At 61.1% G+C, this 16,299-nt stretch carries 18 protein-coding genes; 11 read left to right on the top strand and 7 right to left on the bottom strand.

The features are described 5' to 3' along the window. The first annotated feature begins 51 nt into the window (after positions 1-51). Complete coding sequence (gene ptsP, locus LDN82_RS01285) at positions 52-1,764, top strand: phosphoenolpyruvate--protein phosphotransferase (RefSeq protein ID WP_224166076.1); 1,713 nt, start codon at positions 52-54, stop codon at positions 1,762-1,764. Between the two features lie 35 nt (positions 1,765-1,799). Beyond that, positions 1,800-2,078 (top strand): HPr family phosphocarrier protein, encoded by a 279-nt coding sequence (locus LDN82_RS01280; RefSeq protein ID WP_223935423.1) that lies wholly within the window; start codon positions 1,800-1,802, stop codon positions 2,076-2,078. A 59-nt stretch (positions 2,079-2,137) separates the two neighbouring features. Here LDN82_RS01280 and LDN82_RS01275 read toward each other — a convergent pair whose 3' ends face one another. Together LDN82_RS01275 and LDN82_RS01270 are read right to left on the bottom strand one after the other, a co-directional pair. Further along, positions 2,138-3,127: a DNA topoisomerase IB gene (locus LDN82_RS01275; RefSeq protein WP_224166075.1), complete on the bottom strand. Its 990-nt coding sequence runs from the start codon at positions 3,125-3,127 to the stop codon at positions 2,138-2,140. 26 nt (positions 3,128-3,153) lie between these two features. Beyond that, entirely contained in the window at positions 3,154-3,633 is a 480-nt protein-coding gene (locus tag LDN82_RS01270; protein WP_224094784.1) for a DNA starvation/stationary phase protection protein, read from the bottom strand. A gap of 302 nt (positions 3,634-3,935) precedes the next feature. On the opposite strand from LDN82_RS01270, the gene LDN82_RS01265 reads away from it, so the two are divergent. Then, a complete protein-coding gene (locus tag LDN82_RS01265; RefSeq protein ID WP_018778938.1) occupies positions 3,936-4,106 on the top strand; it encodes a hypothetical protein in 171 nt (56 codons plus the stop codon). Positions 4,107-4,297: 191 nt separating this feature from the next. Here the strand turns inward: LDN82_RS01265 and LDN82_RS01260 are convergent, their stop codons facing one another. Beyond that, on the bottom strand, positions 4,298-4,564 hold the full coding sequence (locus LDN82_RS01260; RefSeq protein ID WP_224166074.1) for a hypothetical protein: 267 nt from the start codon (positions 4,562-4,564) through the stop codon (positions 4,298-4,300). Positions 4,565-4,679: 115 nt separating this feature from the next. Between LDN82_RS01260 and LDN82_RS01255 the strand changes: the two genes are divergently transcribed. Further along, on the top strand, positions 4,680-5,198 hold the full coding sequence (locus LDN82_RS01255; RefSeq protein ID WP_224166073.1) for a DUF6328 family protein: 519 nt from the start codon (positions 4,680-4,682) through the stop codon (positions 5,196-5,198). Between the two features lie 36 nt (positions 5,199-5,234). Continuing rightward, complete coding sequence (locus LDN82_RS01250; protein ID WP_224094779.1) at positions 5,235-5,501, top strand: Rho termination factor N-terminal domain-containing protein; 267 nt, start codon at positions 5,235-5,237, stop codon at positions 5,499-5,501. A 75-nt stretch (positions 5,502-5,576) separates the two neighbouring features. Here LDN82_RS01250 and LDN82_RS01245 read toward each other — a convergent pair whose 3' ends face one another. After that, positions 5,577-6,269 carry an FCD domain-containing protein gene (locus LDN82_RS01245; protein ID WP_224094777.1) on the bottom strand — a complete coding sequence of 231 codons (693 nt, stop codon included), beginning with the start codon at positions 6,267-6,269 and terminating at the stop codon, positions 5,577-5,579. 244 nt (positions 6,270-6,513) lie between these two features. On the opposite strand from LDN82_RS01245, the gene LDN82_RS01240 reads away from it, so the two are divergent. From LDN82_RS01240 to LDN82_RS01225, 4 genes are all read left to right on the top strand, one after another. Further along, the gene (locus LDN82_RS01240; RefSeq protein WP_224166072.1) at positions 6,514-7,731 is read left to right on the top strand and encodes an aminotransferase class V-fold PLP-dependent enzyme; all 1,218 of its coding nucleotides are present in this window, start codon (positions 6,514-6,516) and stop codon (positions 7,729-7,731) included. A gap of 69 nt (positions 7,732-7,800) precedes the next feature. Then, positions 7,801-9,096, top strand: coding sequence for a sugar ABC transporter substrate-binding protein (locus LDN82_RS01235; RefSeq protein WP_224166071.1), 1,296 nt, complete (start codon positions 7,801-7,803; stop codon positions 9,094-9,096). Between the two features lie 6 nt (positions 9,097-9,102). Further along, a complete protein-coding gene (locus tag LDN82_RS01230; protein ID WP_224166070.1) occupies positions 9,103-10,074 on the top strand; it encodes a sugar ABC transporter permease in 972 nt (323 codons plus the stop codon). Beyond that, positions 10,071-10,907, top strand: coding sequence for a carbohydrate ABC transporter permease (locus tag LDN82_RS01225; RefSeq protein WP_224166069.1), 837 nt, complete (start codon positions 10,071-10,073; stop codon positions 10,905-10,907). Before LDN82_RS01230 ends, LDN82_RS01225 begins: the two co-directional genes overlap by 4 nt. A 90-nt stretch (positions 10,908-10,997) precedes the next feature. On the opposite strand, the gene LDN82_RS01220 is transcribed toward LDN82_RS01225, so the two are convergent. Continuing rightward, on the bottom strand, positions 10,998-11,864 hold the full coding sequence (locus LDN82_RS01220) for a Ku protein (protein WP_224094770.1): 867 nt from the start codon (positions 11,862-11,864) through the stop codon (positions 10,998-11,000). Between the two features lie 38 nt (positions 11,865-11,902). Here LDN82_RS01220 and LDN82_RS01215 point away from each other — a divergent pair, with 38 nt between their 5' ends. Continuing rightward, positions 11,903-14,476, top strand: coding sequence for an ATP-dependent DNA ligase (locus LDN82_RS01215; RefSeq protein WP_224166068.1), 2,574 nt, complete (start codon positions 11,903-11,905; stop codon positions 14,474-14,476). Between the two features lie 81 nt (positions 14,477-14,557). On the opposite strand, the gene LDN82_RS01210 is transcribed toward LDN82_RS01215, so the two are convergent. Both LDN82_RS01210 and LDN82_RS01205 read right to left on the bottom strand, forming a co-directional pair. Continuing rightward, positions 14,558-14,818, bottom strand: a complete 261-nt coding sequence (locus LDN82_RS01210) for a hypothetical protein (protein WP_224166067.1) — start codon at positions 14,816-14,818, stop codon at positions 14,558-14,560. A gap of 88 nt (positions 14,819-14,906) precedes the next feature. Beyond that, on the bottom strand, positions 14,907-15,134 hold the full coding sequence (locus LDN82_RS01205; protein ID WP_224166066.1) for a hypothetical protein: 228 nt from the start codon (positions 15,132-15,134) through the stop codon (positions 14,907-14,909). Between the two features lie 262 nt (positions 15,135-15,396). On the opposite strand from LDN82_RS01205, the gene LDN82_RS01200 reads away from it, so the two are divergent. Next, complete coding sequence (locus tag LDN82_RS01200) at positions 15,397-16,173, top strand: putative protein N(5)-glutamine methyltransferase (protein ID WP_224167435.1); 777 nt, start codon at positions 15,397-15,399, stop codon at positions 16,171-16,173. Positions 16,174-16,299 lie beyond the last annotated feature (126 nt).

Raw genomic sequence — 16,299 nt, 5'->3', positions numbered from 1 at the left:
GCAGATAATCCGTCAGCCCAACAGCACCCAAGCAATCAGAGGACCAGATACATGCAGACCTTCTCAGGCGTAGGCGTAGCTCCCGGGCGCGTCCTGGCACCGGTAAAGCAGATGCCGAAACCGATCCAGGAGCCGCACCCGAACGTCAACATTCCTGCCGACGTCACGGTTGAATCGCAGGGGCAGCGCATCAAGGACGCTGCCAAGGCGGTTCAGGCTGAACTGAGGGCCCGCGCGGCTACGGCCAACGGAGAAGGCAAGGAAGTACTGGAAGCAACGGCCTTGATGGCCGCCGACCCCATGCTGGTGAAATCGGCCATCAAGCTGTTGTCTCCTGAGGCTCCAGGTGGTGCACGGACTGCTGAACGTGCAATCTGGGAGGCTGGCGGAACGGTGGCTGAGACCCTCAAGGGCCTGGGCGGGTACATGGCCGAGCGCGTGGCGGACGTCCTCGACGTCCGGGCACGCATAGTGTCTGAGCTCCGGGGCCTGCCGGCACCGGGGATCCCGGCCTCCGATGTCCCCTTCATCCTGGCGGCTGAGGACCTGGCGCCTGCTGATACTGCCACACTGGACCCATCCAAGGTAGTCGCGCTGATTACCTCCAGCGGCGGGCCGCAGTCGCATACAGCCATCCTTGCCCGTGCTCTCGGCTTGCCCGCCGTCGTGGCCGCACTGGGTGTGGACGAGATTGCGGATGGCACCGAGGTCTATGTGGACGGCGCCGCAGGCACCATCACAGTTGAGCCAGGTGAAGACCTGCGGTTGGCTGCCAAGGCGTGGGCCACCCAGGCTTCCACGCTGGCGGCCTTCAGCGGGAACAACACCATGGCCGACGGTTTCCGGGTGCCGTTGTTGGCAAACGTTGGCACGGGTGCGGATGCTGTCAAAGCGGCCGACGCCGGCGCCGAGGGCGTTGGACTTCTGCGGACGGAATTCTGCTTCCTGGACCGCGACGACGAACCCACTGTGGAGGAACAGATCGCGGCTTACGGAGCCGTTTTTGCAGCCTTCCCGGGTAAGAAAGTTGTGGTCAGGACCCTGGACGCGGGCGCGGACAAGCCGCTGCCGTTCCTCACCAACGCCGACGAACCGAACCCCGCACTCGGTGTCCGCGGATACCGCACGGACCTCACGTCCCCCGGCGTCCTCGAACGGCAGCTCGAGGCCATCGCCGCCGCCGAAGCAGCCAACAATGCCGAGGTCTGGGTCATGGCACCCATGATCTCGACGGCGGACGAGGCCGCGCGGTTCGCCACGCTTTGCGCCGCCGCCGGGCTCAAAACCCCTGGTGTCATGGTGGAGGTTCCGTCGGCAGCGCTGACCGCCGCCACTGTTCTGCGCGAAGTGAGCTTCGCGTCCCTTGGCACCAACGATCTCACGCAGTACGCCATGGCAGCAGACCGCCAGCTTGGGCCGCTCGCCACCCTGAACGATCCGTGGCAGCCTGCAGTCCTGCAGTTGGTCAAGCTAACGGCCGACGGCGCCGCGCAGGTCAGCGGCGAAAGCGGCACGGCCAAGCCGGTTGGCGTCTGCGGTGAGGCAGCAGCGGACCCGGCACTCGCCGTCGTACTCGTTGGCCTTGGCGTGGCGACGCTGTCGATGAGTGCCCGGGCGCTTGCCGCCGTCGCGACCGTGCTCGCCACTGTGACTGTTGCCCAGGCGCAACAGCTGGCAGCGATTGCCTTGACGGCCCCCAACGCAGCCGCGGCACGCAGCGCGGTCCGGGCCCAGCTTCCCATCCTGAACGAGCTCGGCCTCTAGACTTCCCCACAACCACCCACATCAAAGGAGCACCAATGCCTGAACGTACCGCCACCATCGCAAGCCGCGTCGGCCTCCACGCCCGCCCGGCAGCCATCTTCGCTGAAGCCGCAGGCGACCTTGACCTCGAGGTCACCATCGCCCGCGAAGGCGAGCCTGCCGATGACGCCATGGACGCAGCGAGCATCCTGTCCCTCATGAGCCTGGGCGCCTCCCACGGCGATGTCGTAGTGCTGCGTGCCGAAGGCGAAGGGGCAGAAGCAGCCCTGGACAGCCTGGTGAAGATCCTCGAAACGGACCACGACGCCGAGTAGGACCGCTAAACCCCTCAGCGACACGGAAAAGGCCTGAAGACCCCCGGATTTGGGTGGCTTCAGGCCTTTTTTGTGTCCTGGACCGGAATACCCTGGCTCTGCTTCCCAATGAGGAAGGCTGCAATCGAAGCCTCAGTGGGCTTCACGTCCTGCAATTCCCCGGACAGATAGGCCTCCACGATCCTGGGATCCACGTAGGAAGTACGCGCCACGGTGGGGGTGTTGCCAAGCAGCTGGGCAGCGTCCTTCATGGCCTTCACCAAAGCCTGGGGCCGCGTCATGGTGCCTTCGGACTTCAACAAGGACAGGGCTGCCGCCGCGGTCCCCTTCCAGGTACGGAAATCCTTGGAGGTGTAGGCCGCTCCGGCTATTCCGCGGAGGTACTCGTTGATCATGGCAGCGTCCACCGAAACCCATGAACCATCGGACCGGTAGGCCAGCAAGCGTTCCTTGCCGGGCCGGCGGGCCAGCGGCTCCAGGAAAGCTGCCAGCGCGGGATCCTGGATGGAGATGTCCCACCACTGCCCGCTCTTGCCCGGGAACTTCAGGCCCACGGCATTGTCCTTGATTCTCGCGTGCCGGCACCTGAGCGTGGTGAGTCCGTAGGAGCCGTTCTGACGCATGTAGCTTTCAGAGCCCACGCGGAGAGCGCCCAGATCCATGAGACGCACGGCTGCGGCCAGGGTCTGCTGCCTGGGAGACAAGGTGTCTTTCAAGTGCAGTGTGACAGTCCTGCGCACGCCAGGAAGCACCGAGCCCAATTCCGTGGCCCGCTGGAACTTCTCGGTGTCTTTACGTTCGCGCCACCGAGGGTGGTAGATGTATTGGCTTCGACCCGCCGCGTCCACACCCGTGGCCTGGATGTGTCCATTGATGTCGGGACTGATCCACACCTCGGTCCACGCAGGCGGGATCGCCAGCGCATTAATGCGCTGGCGATCCTCTTGGCTGACCAGGCTCCCGTCGGGATACCTGTAACTGAACCCTTTGCCGGCCCTGCGGCGTTCAATACCGGGCTTGGAAAGGTCACTTCGCCGAAGCCTTGGCATTTTCAGTGATCGAATTCAGGGGTGGGCTAGGCTTCGTCGGGATCCGTGACTGCGGCTCCCGCGCTCATGACCTCGGCGTTGATCATCCATACAAGCTGCTCCAGGCGGGCGATGAATTCGTGCAGCAGGTCCGCTGTTGTGGGATCTTCTTCGTCCACCTCGTCATGGACGTCCCGCATGGTCTGGACGGTCCGCTCCACACGCTCGGTGACCAGCTTGACTGCGTTCTTGGTGTTGACCAGCCCGCCGGGGAACTCTTCAAGGCGGGTGCCGGCGGAGATGGTCCCGCTCCGGCCATCGGGCAAGGCGTGAAGGGCCCTCATCCGTTCGGCGGTGTCATCCGCGAATTGACGGGTGGCCGCAACGAGTTCGTCCAGCTGGAGGTGGAGGTCACGGAAGTTCGGACCGACGATGTTCCAGTGCGCCTGCTTGCCCTGGAGCTGTAGCTCGATCAGGTCTGTCAGGACGATTTGAAGGTTGTCTGCAAGCTGCTGTGACGCTTTCATGTTTTCCTCTCCTTGGACGGTCGGTGCAAGCGAAAAACCCTGGTGTCGAATTCCTTCGATGTGGGTCATTCATCAAGTGGCGACTTCAATAACTCTTTCATAAGGTTGCTTAGTAGTACAATGAAGAGTGTTGCTGTTCACATCTGGCGAACTTCACCCCTCGGTGAGGGCCGGAAGTGGTAGCGATAAAAAGTACTTGGAGGCGGTGGAACGCTCCCAAGTAACCGTAGAAGTAAATAGGAATGCATAGTCAGGAATCCAAAGATTCTTTGCGGATTCCCCCAGAAAGGAATGTGCTGACCATGAACACGCTTCTGATCATTGCTGGTGTAGTTGCAATTGTCCTTCTCTTGGTGGGCGGCTTCTCGCAGGCCCTGAACTGGCTGCTGTGGGTAGGCGTGGTCCTCCTCGTTATCGCAGCTATCGGCTGGTTGCTCAGCTTCATGTCGGGCCGCAGGGGACACACGGTATAGAGCGCGCACCGCGACAATGACCCGCACCGGCCAAGGACTTTGGTCGGCCTGCCGATGAATACCGCGGAACGTGAGGACTGTCCCACTGCAGGCGAACTGCAAGCAGGGGCAGTCCTCCGGCGCATCCGGCACCCGGATACAGGCTCCGGAACGGGCGCTTTAGCCGCCATGTTCGCATGAAACGCAGTGTTTTACCCGCCCGTACTGGGAGGAGGTGCCACGTCAGGATCCCGCGGAGTAGGGAATTCGTCCGGCGACTCCGGAACAGGAGAAGTGTCCGGGTCTTCCGGAGTGGGCCTGCCCTCAGGTGGCTCCCCCGGTCCGGGAGGCGTACCCGGCGATGGCCGCTCGGGTGCTTCACGCTCCGATCCCTGTCCTGGCAGTTCCTGCTCAGGCGTTGGTGTGCCATAGCCGCCGGCAGCGTCTTCAGGGTCAACGCGGTGTTCGTCCTGACTCATTTCTTCCTCCTTGGAAATCCTTTGAGGCCCCAAAAATTGTTCGAGGAATGCTGACAGTTCGACCGTAGTCCGGTGTAGTGTCGGCGTCCACCAATACCTATCTGGAGGTGTACGAATGGTAGAGCCGGAGCAGGTTCCCAGGACCGGCAGGAATGAATCCGTTGAAGAACGGATGGACCGCAACTGGATGGAGCTGATCCAGGAACTGCGGGTGCTCCAGACCGGCGTCCAGATCCTGGGAGGCTTCCTGCTGACCTTGCCCTTCCAAGCGCGCTTTGAGCACCTGGACGAGTGGCAGCGCGGACTCTACCTCTTCAATGTCATGGCAGCGGCCCTGACAACTGCTTTGATCCTTCTTCCGGTCAGCGTGCATCGCCGCCTCTTCCGCCGGGGACTCAAAGCCACTCTCGTCTCCAGTGCCGATGCCATCACCAAATGGGCCTTGGGCGGCGTAGCCATCCTGATTGTGGGTTCGGCCACCCTGGTCTTCGATGTCACCGCCGGCCGAACAGCAGCCCTGATTGCCGGTGGCTTCATCGTCCTGGTCCTGCTGCTACTCGTTGTGGGCATGCCCATATGGCTGCAGCGGCGGGCCCTGCAAAACGGGAACGGCAAGAGCGGAAATGCACCGTGAGCAAAAGGCACATCAATACGCGAAAGGAAGAGCACCATGCCTGGAAAGAAGAATTCGAGTCTGAAGGACCCGAAGCTATATGAAGAACTCCGCGACGAGGGCGCGTCCAAGGAAAAAGCGGCCCGCGTATCCAATGCTGCGGCCAAACAGGGACGCAAGGAAGTAGGCCGCAAGGGAGGCAAGTCCGGCGACTACGACGATTGGACTGTGGACAAACTGAAGTCCCGCGCCAAGGAACTCGGAATCAAGGGCTACTCCGGCAAGAAGAAGTCCGAGATCATTTCAATGCTGCGGAACCACTGAGATTCAACAAGAAAACAGTGTAGGCCGTTCATCATCACCGGCCGACGCTGCTTCCTCATTAGTCGGTGAGCCGTATTAGTCGGTGAGCCGCGGGGCAGGCCGTAACCTTTTGAGCCAGGTTTCAGTCTGCGCAATGTGTGCTGCCATCGCAGTCGCAGCCAAAGTGGGGTTTCGCTGGGCAATCGCCTCCAGGATCGCAGCGTGGCCGGCCGTGCTCCCCTCACGCACAGTGGTGCCCTCGTCGCCGTCGAAAATATGGAAGTGCCCCCCACGCGAACGGAAAAGGCGCACTAAGCCGGCCAGAGTGGCGTTACCGCTTGCCCGGCAGATTTCCTCGTGGAACTGCGAATCCAGTTCAGAATATTCGGAAGGGTCGTCCGTGCTTTCCATGCCGGCCACCAGTGCCGTCAGGGTAGCCAAGGCGGCAGGTGTTGCATTTGCGGCGGCTGCGGACGCAGCGTGCGACTCCATCAATCGTCGGATCTCGAAGAGCTCCAAAAGGCCGTCCAAAGGAAGCAAGTCGACCAGCAGCGCGAAGTTCTGAAGGATGACCGTGGGTTCCAAAGAGGAGATATAGGTCCCTGAACCGTGCCGCGACTCCATGATTCCGAGTGCTGACATGGCGCGGACAGCTTCCCGCAGGGAGCTCCGTGAGACTCCAAGCTGGGCGCACAGCTCCGCTTCGGGAGGGCATTTCTGCCCGGGCAGCAGTTCGCCGGAGGCGATCTTGTTTCGCAGGCCCTGCATGGCCGTTTCTACTGCACTCAATTAGCCGCCTCCTCCAGACCCGGTCCACGCTACAGCACCTGCGCACGTGCGTAGTGATATGACATCTTGTCAGACTTCACATCGCAAGACATCTTATCTCTTGCTGCCAGTGGTGGCTGTTTTGTGCCTAGACTCGCTGATTTGCGGAAAGTCATCTTATGTCTTTGGAAAGTTGTCTGTTGTCTTGGCGGAATGTGTGAGGTAACTTACAGACAGTCCCGCCTCTCCAAGCAAGAAGGCCTCTGTGTACACAGCCAGCAACCTCACGGCTCCCCGTCCCATGATGACACCGGACGGCGAGCCTTCCTCCTCCGACTGGAGCCTCACTCCCACCAAGGTCCACCTGAATCACGGCTCATACGGTTCCGTTCCTCGCGCGGCGCAGGAATTCCAGCTGGAGCTCAAGGCCCGCATGGAAGCAAACCCTTGTACGTGGTTCATGGGGCAGTACAACGCGGTGGCGGCAGCGCGTACGGAAGTTGCCGCATTCCTCGGAGTCGATGCCGCGCATATGGCACTGGTCCACAATGCCAGCGCCGGGGTCAGTGCCGTTTACAACTCACTGGAGTTTGCACCTGGCTCGGAAATCGTGATGACGAACCACGCCTACGGAGCCGTACTGCACGGGGCTCACCGGGTGGCCCGTAGACACGGCGCTCGGGTCCGAATCGCGGAAGTGCCGCTGGATGCGGATGCCGTGACCGCAATCGCCCTTGTCATGGCAGAAGTCAGCAACAAGACGGCCCTCATCGTGGTGGACCAAATCACCTCGGCAACAGCCCGGGCATTTCCCGTAGAGGCCATCGCCGAGGCAGCATCTGCCATGGGTATTCCCGTGCTCGTGGACGGAGCGCATGCGCCGGGGATCCTGGAATCGCCCGTGCCCGACTTTGACGGGTTCTGGGTTGGCAATCTGCACAAGTTTGCTTGCGCTCCGAGGGGTACGGCCGCCCTCGTAGCCCGTGGTGCACACGCCAGCAAGCTAACCCCGCTCATTGACTCGTGGGGCTTTCCCCACAGCTTCCCGGAGAACTTCGACCACGTCGGAACCCAGGATGTTACGTCCTGGATGGCCGCACGCACGTCGTTCGACACCATCGCGCAACGGTACGGCTGGGGAACTTTTCGCAGCTACGCCAATGCCCTCTGCGACTACGGCGAGTCCCTTATTGGCCATGCCTTTGCCGACTTCACAGGGCAGGACCACACAGTAGATGTCGGCATGCCGGTTGGGCCGCTGCGCTTGATCCGCTTGCCGCATGGCCTTGCCACTTCGCACGAGGATTCGCACACTGTGCGGGCTTTCATCTCGGACGAGCTGGACATCGAAACAGCGGTGACCACCTATGACGGTGAGGGCTTCCTGCGACTTTCCGCCCACCTCTATAACTCGCCCACGGACTTCGAGATTTTCGCCGCGAAAGCCGTACCTGAACTTGTGCGGCTCGCCCGATCCCTCTAGACAGCACCACTTGCGCCGCGCAACCGGCGCACGGATTGCCCACCTCAACCAAATCAACGGAGGACCCACGTGAAATCCAGAATAATGGCGTCTGCTGCAGCAGGCCTGGCGGCTGTTCTTGCACTTGCCGGATGCGGCGGCGGCCAGAATGCTGCCGATGGCAAAGTCACCTTGAAGATGGTGGAGAGCCTGACCAATCCCACCAGGACAGAAACCCTGAAGAAGCTGATTTCAGGCTTCGAGCGTGAAAACCCGGACATCAAAGTCGACCTCATTTCGCCTCCCACCGATCAGGCTGATCAGAAGATCCAACAGATGCTCCAGTCCGGCAAGGGGATCGACGTCGTGGAAGCGCGTGACATCACGGTGGGATCCTTCGGAGCCAACAATTGGCTCTATGACATGACCAAGGACCTGGACGGCTGGGATGGCTGGAACAACCTGACGGAAAACGCGGTCACGTACTCCAAGCAGAACGGCAAAACCTACTACATCCCTTACGGCTTCTACGGTCTTTCCCTGTTCTACCGCTCCGACCTCGTCAAGGACGCCGGGTTCGACGGTCCTCCCAGCAGCTGGTCAGAGATGGCGGAACAGGCCGCAGCGCTGAACAAGCCATCTGAGAACAAGTTCGGATATGCGTTCCGCGGGGGCACCAATGCAAACTCCAACGCCGTGGCCATCATTGAGGCCTATGTAGCTGACGAGATCGACCGTGAGAACGCCTTCAAGCTCACGAGTGGCAAAACGATCTTCTCGTCCCCCAAGGCCCAGGAGGCGATGGACCTCTACATCGACCTCTTCAAGAAGGGATCACCGCCGTCGTCCGTGGCATGGGGCTACCCGGAGATGGTCCAGGGCTTCAGCAACGGCTCCACAGCCTTCCTGCTGCAGGACCCGGAGGTCATCGCCACGGTCAAGGAATCGCAGTCCATCAAGGAAGACCAGTGGAGCGTTGCTCCCCTGCTCGTGGGCCCGGACGGCAAAGCAGTGCAGCCGGTGGCCTCCGCTGGCTGGGGTATCGCGGAGTCGTCAAAATCCAAGCCGGAGGCAGTCAAGCTCATCAAGTACTTGGCGCAGGGAGACGCCGCCACCACCTTCAGCAAGGACAACAGCCTCGTCCCCATCCTGAAATCCGCAGCACAGGACAGCTTCTACAGCACCGGTCCCTGGGCTGCCTACGTCAAGATGACCGAGAACCCGGACACGTACGTCTCCGCGATCCAACCCCGCAGTGTGTCGTGGTGGACGGAGTGGATCAAGAAGTCCGACGGCGAACTGCAGCGGGTGCTCACCGGGCAGATGTCCACGGCCGAGCTGCTGGCAAGCTGGGACACGTATTGGACCGAAAAGATGAAGGGATAGCTTCCGGTGAGTCTCGACGTCAAGCGGGCCACACCCCCACCATTGGGTCGGAAGACCGAAAAGCCGGATCCCAGTAATCGAACTCTGTCCAAACGACGGTTCAGCGCCCGTACGGCTTTTACCTTGCTGGCCTTCCTGGCACCGGCCGCCTTGTTCGTAGGGGTATTCACGTACTACCCCATGATCTCCGGGAGCCAGATGGCGTTCCGGAACTGGAACCTGAACGACCTTTCGGACACATCCTGGGTTGGTTTTGCCAATTTCCAGAGCCTGTTCGATGCTCCTGAATTCGGGACAATCGTCCGCAACACTGTGGTGTGGGTTGTTGGCTCGCTGGTTCCCCAAGTGGTGATTGGTTTCGCGGTGGCGCTGTTCCTGAAGCGGCGGTTCAGGATGCGTGGAACCTACCAGGCGATGATCTTCTTCCCGTGGGCTGTATCCGGCTTCCTCATCGGCATGCTTTTCCGGTGGATGTTCAACGCCGAATTTGGAGTGGTCAATGACCTGTTGATGAAGGCGGGGCTCATTAGCTCGCCCATTCCGTGGCTGTCCGATCCCGGCTTCGCCATGACGGCAATCATCATTGCCAACATCTGGTACGGCGTCACGTTCTTTGCCATCATGATCCTCGCCGCCCTGCAGTCGGTGTCCGACGAAATGTACGAGGCCGCTGCCTTGGATGGCGCCGGAAAGGTAAGGACGTTCTTAAGTATCACGCTGCCGAGCATCGCAACTACTTTGGCACTTACCATCCTTTTGCGGGTGATCTGGATCTTCAACTTTCCGGACATCATCTTTGCCATGACCGGCGGTGGACCGGCCGATCAAACCCACATCATCACCACCTACATGATCAAAATTACGCAGGAGGGTGACTACGGAAAAGCGTCCGCGCTCGGCTTGATCGTGGTGCTCACCCTGATGCTGTTCGCTGCCTTCTATCTCATGGCTGTCTGCTTTCGAAAGGGAGCCCGATGATCAACACTCCGACGCTCGCAGGCAGGATTTCCAAGGTTGTTTTCCTGGGGTTGTGCCTGGTCGCCACCGTTTTCCCGTTGTACTGGATCGTGGTGACGTCCCTGAAGGAGCCGGGGGCCATCTATTCGCTGCCACTGGATTACTGGCCGCGGCAATTGTCCTTGGACAACTACATCGGGCTCTTCACGAAGTCCGACTTTGGCCAGTACATGCTCAACAGCCTGGTGGTTGCGCTGGTGGCCGCCTCGGTGGCAACACTGATTTCGCTGCTCTCCGCTTACGTTCTGGCGCGGTTCCATTTCTCCGGACGCGGTGCCGTGCTGGGGGCGTTCCTGGTGACGCAGATGATTCCCGGATTTATTGCCCTGGGTCCCCTCTACCTCATGATGACCGACTTCGGACTCGTGGATTCCAAGACCGGGCTGATCCTGATCTATATCGCGATCTGCATTCCGTTCTGCACCATCATGCTCCGTGGCTTTTTCGAGAATGTTCCTGACGCGTTGGAGGAAGCCGCCATGATTGACGGCTGCTCCAGGCTGAGTGCACTCTTCAAGGTCATTGTTCCCGTGATGCTGCCCGGCATCGCAGCGAGTTTCGTCTTCAACTTCGTCAATTGCTGGAATGAATTGTTCTTGTCGGTGACCCTGATGAACAGCGACAGCAACAAGACCATTCCGACGGCATTGGCCGGCTTTATCTCGAGTTTCAACATTGACTGGGGTTCCATGTCGGCCGCTGCGGTTCTGACGGTGGTTCCAACGCTGGTGATCTTCGCCTTCGCCAGTAAGTTCATCGTTCAGGGACTCACGGCGGGTTCAGTCAAAGGCTAAGGCAAACGCACCCATCTGGGTCGCAGTTGTGCGCGTTTAGGGCGCCCTAAACGCGCTTAAATGCGACCCAGTTGGGAGCCCGACGCCGGGTCACGCCTTTTTCTTGGCCCGCGTCTTTGGCTTGCTGGCAGTTTTGCTGGCGGCAGCGTCGTCGTCGGCCGCTTTTTCCTTGCCGCGTTTCTTGTCCAAGCTCCGTTTCAGCGCCTCCATGAGATCGATGACGTCGCCGCCTTCCCCTTCGCCTTCCGTGACGCCGAACGTGGCCTCCGTATCCAGTGCTTCGCCCTTTTCGAGCTTGGCCTCGATCAACGTTCGGAGCTGCACCTGGTAGTCGTCGGTGTATTCTTCGGGGTCGAAGTCGTGGGCCATGGAATCCACCAGGGCGGAGGACATTTCCAGTTCCTTATCGGAGATCTTGATGTCCGTCTCAAGCGAGGGGAACTTGGCCTCCCGTACTTCATCGCCCCAGAGCAGGGCCTGCAGAAGGAGTACGTCCCCGCGTACGCGCAAGGCTCCGAGCCGTGTCTTCTGCCGCAGGGCGTACTGGACAATTGCAATCCTGTCCGTGTCCTCAAGTGTCTGCCGCAGCAGCATATAGGCTTTGGGGGATTTGGAATCCGGCTCCAGGAAATAACTGCGCTCGTACATGATCGGGTCCAGTTGCTCGGCAGGAATGAATTCCACTACCTCAATTTCGCGGCTGTTCTCTTCCGGCAAGGACTTCAATTCGGCCGCGGTGAGAACAACTGTGCGGCCTTCCTCTTCGTAGGCCTTGTCGATATCTTCGTATGCAACAACTTCGCCGCAAATTTCACACTTCCGCTGGTACCGGATGCGTCCCCCGTCCTTATTGTGGACTTGGTGAAGGCCAATATCGTGGTCCTCCGTGGCGCTGTAAAGCTTCACTGGTACGTTGACCAGACCGAACGCGATAGATCCCTTCCATATGGCCCTCATGCACCCAGTCAACAGCACAAGACAGCAGAGGAGAAGAGGTGGCAGGCAAGCAACAGGAGCGGGTGAACGTGGAAGGCCACGAGCTGACCCTCACCAACCTGGGCAAGATCATCTACCCCGAGACCGGGACAACCAAGGCCGAAGTCCTGGAATACTATGCCGCAGTCGCGCCTTTCCTCATTCCTGCCGCCGCCAACAGGCCCGTCACACGCAAGCGCTGGGTCAACGGGGTGGGCACTGCCGAGCACCCCGGACAGGTGTTCTTTCAGAAGAACCTCGAAGACTCCGCGCCCAAGTGGATCCCCCGCACGGCCATCCAGCACTCGGACCACACCAACGTCTACCCCATGGTCAACAACCTCGCCACGCTTACATGGATGGCACAGATAGCATCCTTGGAGATCCACGTCCCGCAATGGCAGGTTGACGCCGAGGGTAATCCGCTCCGGCCCGACCGCTTCGTCCTGGATCTTGACCCCGGTCCCGGCGCAGGCCTGCCTGAGTGCGTTGAAGTGGCCAAACTTGCCCGCTCCATCCTGCAGGACATGGGCATGGAGCCGGTGCCAGTGACCAGCGGCAGCAAAGGAATCCATCTGTATACCGGGCTGGAGGGGACCCTGAAGTCCGAGCAAGTATCGGCCTTCGCCCATGAGCTGGCGCGTGCCCTTGAGTCCGACCATCCCGAGCTGGTGGTCAGCGACATGAAGAAATCCCTCCGCCACGGCAAAGTGTTGGTGGACTGGAGCCAGAACAGCGGGAACAAGACCACCATCGTCCCTTACTCACTCCGCGGTAAAGCCCACCCAACGGTCGCGGCGCCGCGCACGTGGCGCGAACTCTCCTCGAGCACCCTGGACCATCTCGATTACACGGCGGTGATGAAGCGGGTCAGGACCGGCAAGGACCACTTCGCCCCTATCTCGTCACGGCACCTCCCGCCGCACGGAGAGTATACGGATGACGACGACGGCGCCGGAGCCCGCAGCGGTTCGGCAACCCGCAGCGGTTCGGCCGGTTCCCGCGAGCGCGTGGTGACCGTGGAGAACCGTCTCGCCAAATATGTGGGGATGCGCGATCCGGAGAAGACCCCGGAGCCGTTCCCGGCGTCGTCGGCTGCTTCTGCCTCGGCGAGGCCGGGAGGATCATCCTCTGACCAGCCGAAGCCCGGCGACCCTGCACCGCCCGGGGGCATCTTCGTCATCCAGGAGCACCATGCCCGCCGCTACCACCTTGACCTGCGGCTGGAGCACAACGGCGTCCTTGCGTCGTGGGCTTTGCCGCGCGGCGTTCCGGAGACGCCCGACCGGAACAACCTTGCCGTGCATACGGAAGACCATCCAATGGAATACGCGGACTTCGCTGGCGTCATTCCCAAAGGTGAATATGGTGCAGGGACCATGACTATTTGGGACCGTGGCGAGTACACGTGCGAGAAATGGCGGGACGGCAAGGAAGTGATCGCAACGCTAACGGGCCAGCCAGGAGGTGGACTGCACGGGACCAAACGTCTGGCACTGATCAATACGGGCGACCGTTGGCTGATCCACTTGATGAAGGAGCAACCCGGAGGACGGCTTCGGAAGGGCACTGCCAGTCCTCCCAACGAGGTCGCCCCCGTCGCGGCATCGGGGCCAGCCGCTCCCCAGCCAATGCCGAACTACACTCCCATGCTTGCCACGTCCGGCACCGTCGCCGACCTTCGCGGCGAGGACTGGCTGTACGAACTGAAATGGGACGGAATCCGCGCCATCATCACCGGCACCGAGGGCAGGATCCGTCTCATGAGTCGCAACGGCAACGATCTCACTGCCACCTACCCCGAACTAACAGACCGATCATGCTGGCCCGACGGCGATTTCGTGGCCGACGGTGAAATCGTGGCACTTGGAAAGGGTTCGCGGCCTGATTTTGGCCGTCTGCAGCTCCGGATGAACCTGGTGAAGACCGCTGACATCGAACGAGCCCGCGCTTCGGTCCCGGTGCAGCTCATGCTCTTTGATTTGTTGTACGACGGCGGCACGGATCTGAGCGGGCTTCCTTTCCGTGAGCGCCGGGAGCGGCTTGCCGCGTTTGCCGGGGGCTTGCGCGCGGGCTGCCCGCTTCACCTTTCGGCTGTGTTGGACCACGACGTCGACGACCTCATGGCAAGCGCGGCTGAACTCGGCTTGGAAGGGGTAATGGCGAAGAAGGCAGATAGCCGCTACGTGGTTGGCAGGCGTAGCCGCTCGTGGATCAAACTCAAGCTGGAGCAGAGCCAGGAAGTGGTTGTTGGTGGCTGGCGACCCGGCGCAGGTGCCCGGAATGGAACCTTTGGCTCGTTGCTGTTGGGCATTCCGCAGGGCGGGAAGTTGCATTACGTGGGCCGGGTGGGCACCGGGTTCAAGGAGTGGCAGCTGAGGGATGTCATGGAGAAACTGGAGCCCCGTCTGATACCCGATTCCCCGTTCGCCGATATCCCGCGCGAGGATGCTGCAGGTGCCCGTTGGGTAGATCCGGAGCTGGTGGCCGAAGTGACCTTCGGAGAATGGACCGGCCCGGGCAGGCTACGGCATCCCGTGTGGCGTGGGTGGCGTCCTGACAAGTCCCCGGAAGACGTAAGCCCGCCCAACTAGGTCGCACTTGAGCGCGTTTTGAGAGCCCTAAACGCGCTGTGCTGCTACCTAGTTGGGCTGGCTGTGTTCAGGTGGCTGCGGTCAGGAGGAGTGCGGCATCTGCGGGCGGCTGGTCCGATGGATCGCCGTCACGGCTGCACCCTGGCCCACTCGTCCGTGGGCTTGGTCGCGGTCCTTCGGGTGCCGGCGTTTGCCGCTACCGTCCGGCCAGTGCTGCTCCTGGTCCAAACCCAGGGTTACATCGATGGTTGCCGGCTCAGGCATGGGAGCCATGTCCATGGCCTCCACCAAGTGGCTGGCAACCTCGGGATCGATGTTTTCACCTTGATGCTTTGCAGTCATGGTTCTTCCTTTCCACAGTGAAACGAAGGAATTTCAATACTAGGTGGGCCGTCGATGGTTGTCTGCAGGATTTACCTGCATTCAGGAATCACCAACGGACCTTCTTCTCCGTCTTGGCCTGCTTGCCGCTGGTGGACGTGGGCTTATGGCCCTTGCCCGTGCTTTGCCAGCCAGCAGGAGCGCCGCCGCCGGATTTGCTGGCGAGCATTGCCTTCTGGGCATCGGTCAGTTTGGACTTGATGCCGCCGGAGGCGGACTTCGGACTTCCCGATGCTGCGGGCTCAGGGGTGTTGTTTTTGGAAGGATTGGCAGTCATAAAAGTGGACTCCTCTTCAGGTGTGAGTCCTGGAGAAGCACCAAAACCATGGCGTTGCGGTTCGAGAAAATAGCGTCGACAACGGGAACGGCATGGAGGCAGGGCCTCAACAGGCGTGGATTTTTGTCAGGTGAAACTCGGCTGTGCCGCTGCGGGCAGATGCCGGTCTACTCAAAAATCAGTGTTCCCATGCGTCATACCCTAACCAAGAATCGCCGCTTTTGTGAACCCCTCGGCTAGCATGGCACCCGTGACCTGGAGAATGTCCGTCGCCACCACCCTCCGCCATGCCGGATGCGTCTTCGCGGAGGAGGAAGCGCAACTCCTCATTGAGGCCGCCACGAGTCCGGACCATTTGGACTACATGGTGGACCAGCGCGTCAAGGGAAGGCCTTTGGAACACATCCTCGGTTGGGTGGACTTCTGCGGGAGCCGCATGGTTGTTGAACCCGGCGTATTCGTTCCACGGCGTCGCACGGAGTTCCTGGTACGCCAGGCGGCGAAAGTCGCATCGCCGGGTGGCGTCGTCGTCGATCTTTGCTGTGGCTCGGGGGCGATCGGTGCGGCACTCAGCGATCTTCTGGGGAGCTGCGAGCTGTACGCCGCTGACATTGATCCGGCCGCGGTGGGCTGCGCGCGCAAGAACGTGGAGCCCCGTGGCGGGCGCGTTTTCCAAGGCGATCTATACGACGCCCTCCCCCTCGAGCTCCGGGGACGTGTGGACGTGGTGCTCGCCAATGCGCCGTACGTCCCCACGGGTTCCATCGGCATGATGCCGCCTGAGGCGCGCTTCCACGAACCGATGATGGCGCTCGACGGCGGTACTGACGGTTTGGATGTCCAGCGCCGGGTTGCGCGGCACGCTGCTGAGTGGTTGTTGCCTGGAGGTTGCCTCCTGATTGAAACCTCGGAAGACCAGGCGTCCGAAACTGCCAGGATCATGCAGGCGGGCGGGCTGGGTGCACGGGTGCTCGTTGACAAGGAATTGGATGCAACGCTGGTGCTTGGAACCGCTCCTGCGCCCGGAGGCAATCCGTAAGCTTTTGCGTCCCATTACGCCTCATCTGGTGGGCTTGGCTAAACAATTTGGTAACAACGTGCCCGGGAGGGCAAAAATGGCCCGGCTTCCGCGCCGTTGCAGGGCAAAAGCAGGTAATGAGATGCA

The organism is Arthrobacter sp. StoSoilA2, from assembly GCF_019977195.1.
Classification (GTDB): domain Bacteria; phylum Actinomycetota; class Actinomycetes; order Actinomycetales; family Micrococcaceae; genus Arthrobacter.
Note: the sequence above shows the minus strand (reverse complement) of the source record. Positions and strands in the feature narration are given on the sequence as shown.

Excerpts from the sequence above, each read along its gene's own strand:
- LDN82_RS01255 (WP_224166073.1), top strand. The coding sequence starts at position 4,680 with ATGGTAGAGCCGGAGCAGGTTCCCAGGACCGGCAGGAATGAATCCGTT.
- LDN82_RS01265 (WP_018778938.1), top strand. The coding sequence starts at position 3,936 with ATGAACACGCTTCTGATCATTGCTGGTGTAGTTGCAATTGTCCTTCTC.
- LDN82_RS01275 (WP_224166075.1), bottom strand. The coding sequence starts at position 3,127 with ATGCCAAGGCTTCGGCGAAGTGACCTTTCCAAGCCCGGTATTGAACGC.
- LDN82_RS01250 (WP_224094779.1), top strand. The coding sequence starts at position 5,235 with ATGCCTGGAAAGAAGAATTCGAGTCTGAAGGACCCGAAGCTATATGAA.
- LDN82_RS01220 (WP_224094770.1), bottom strand. The coding sequence starts at position 11,864 with ATGAGGGCCATATGGAAGGGATCTATCGCGTTCGGTCTGGTCAACGTA.
- LDN82_RS01280 (WP_223935423.1), top strand. The coding sequence starts at position 1,800 with ATGCCTGAACGTACCGCCACCATCGCAAGCCGCGTCGGCCTCCACGCC.
- ptsP (WP_224166076.1), top strand. The coding sequence starts at position 52 with ATGCAGACCTTCTCAGGCGTAGGCGTAGCTCCCGGGCGCGTCCTGGCA.
- LDN82_RS01210 (WP_224166067.1), bottom strand. The coding sequence starts at position 14,818 with ATGACTGCAAAGCATCAAGGTGAAAACATCGATCCCGAGGTTGCCAGC.
- LDN82_RS01225 (WP_224166069.1), top strand. The coding sequence starts at position 10,071 with ATGATCAACACTCCGACGCTCGCAGGCAGGATTTCCAAGGTTGTTTTC.
- LDN82_RS01260 (WP_224166074.1), bottom strand. The coding sequence starts at position 4,564 with ATGAGTCAGGACGAACACCGCGTTGACCCTGAAGACGCTGCCGGCGGC.
- LDN82_RS01200 (WP_224167435.1), top strand. The coding sequence starts at position 15,397 with ATGTCCGTCGCCACCACCCTCCGCCATGCCGGATGCGTCTTCGCGGAG.
- LDN82_RS01270 (WP_224094784.1), bottom strand. The coding sequence starts at position 3,633 with ATGAAAGCGTCACAGCAGCTTGCAGACAACCTTCAAATCGTCCTGACA.
- LDN82_RS01205 (WP_224166066.1), bottom strand. The coding sequence starts at position 15,134 with ATGACTGCCAATCCTTCCAAAAACAACACCCCTGAGCCCGCAGCATCG.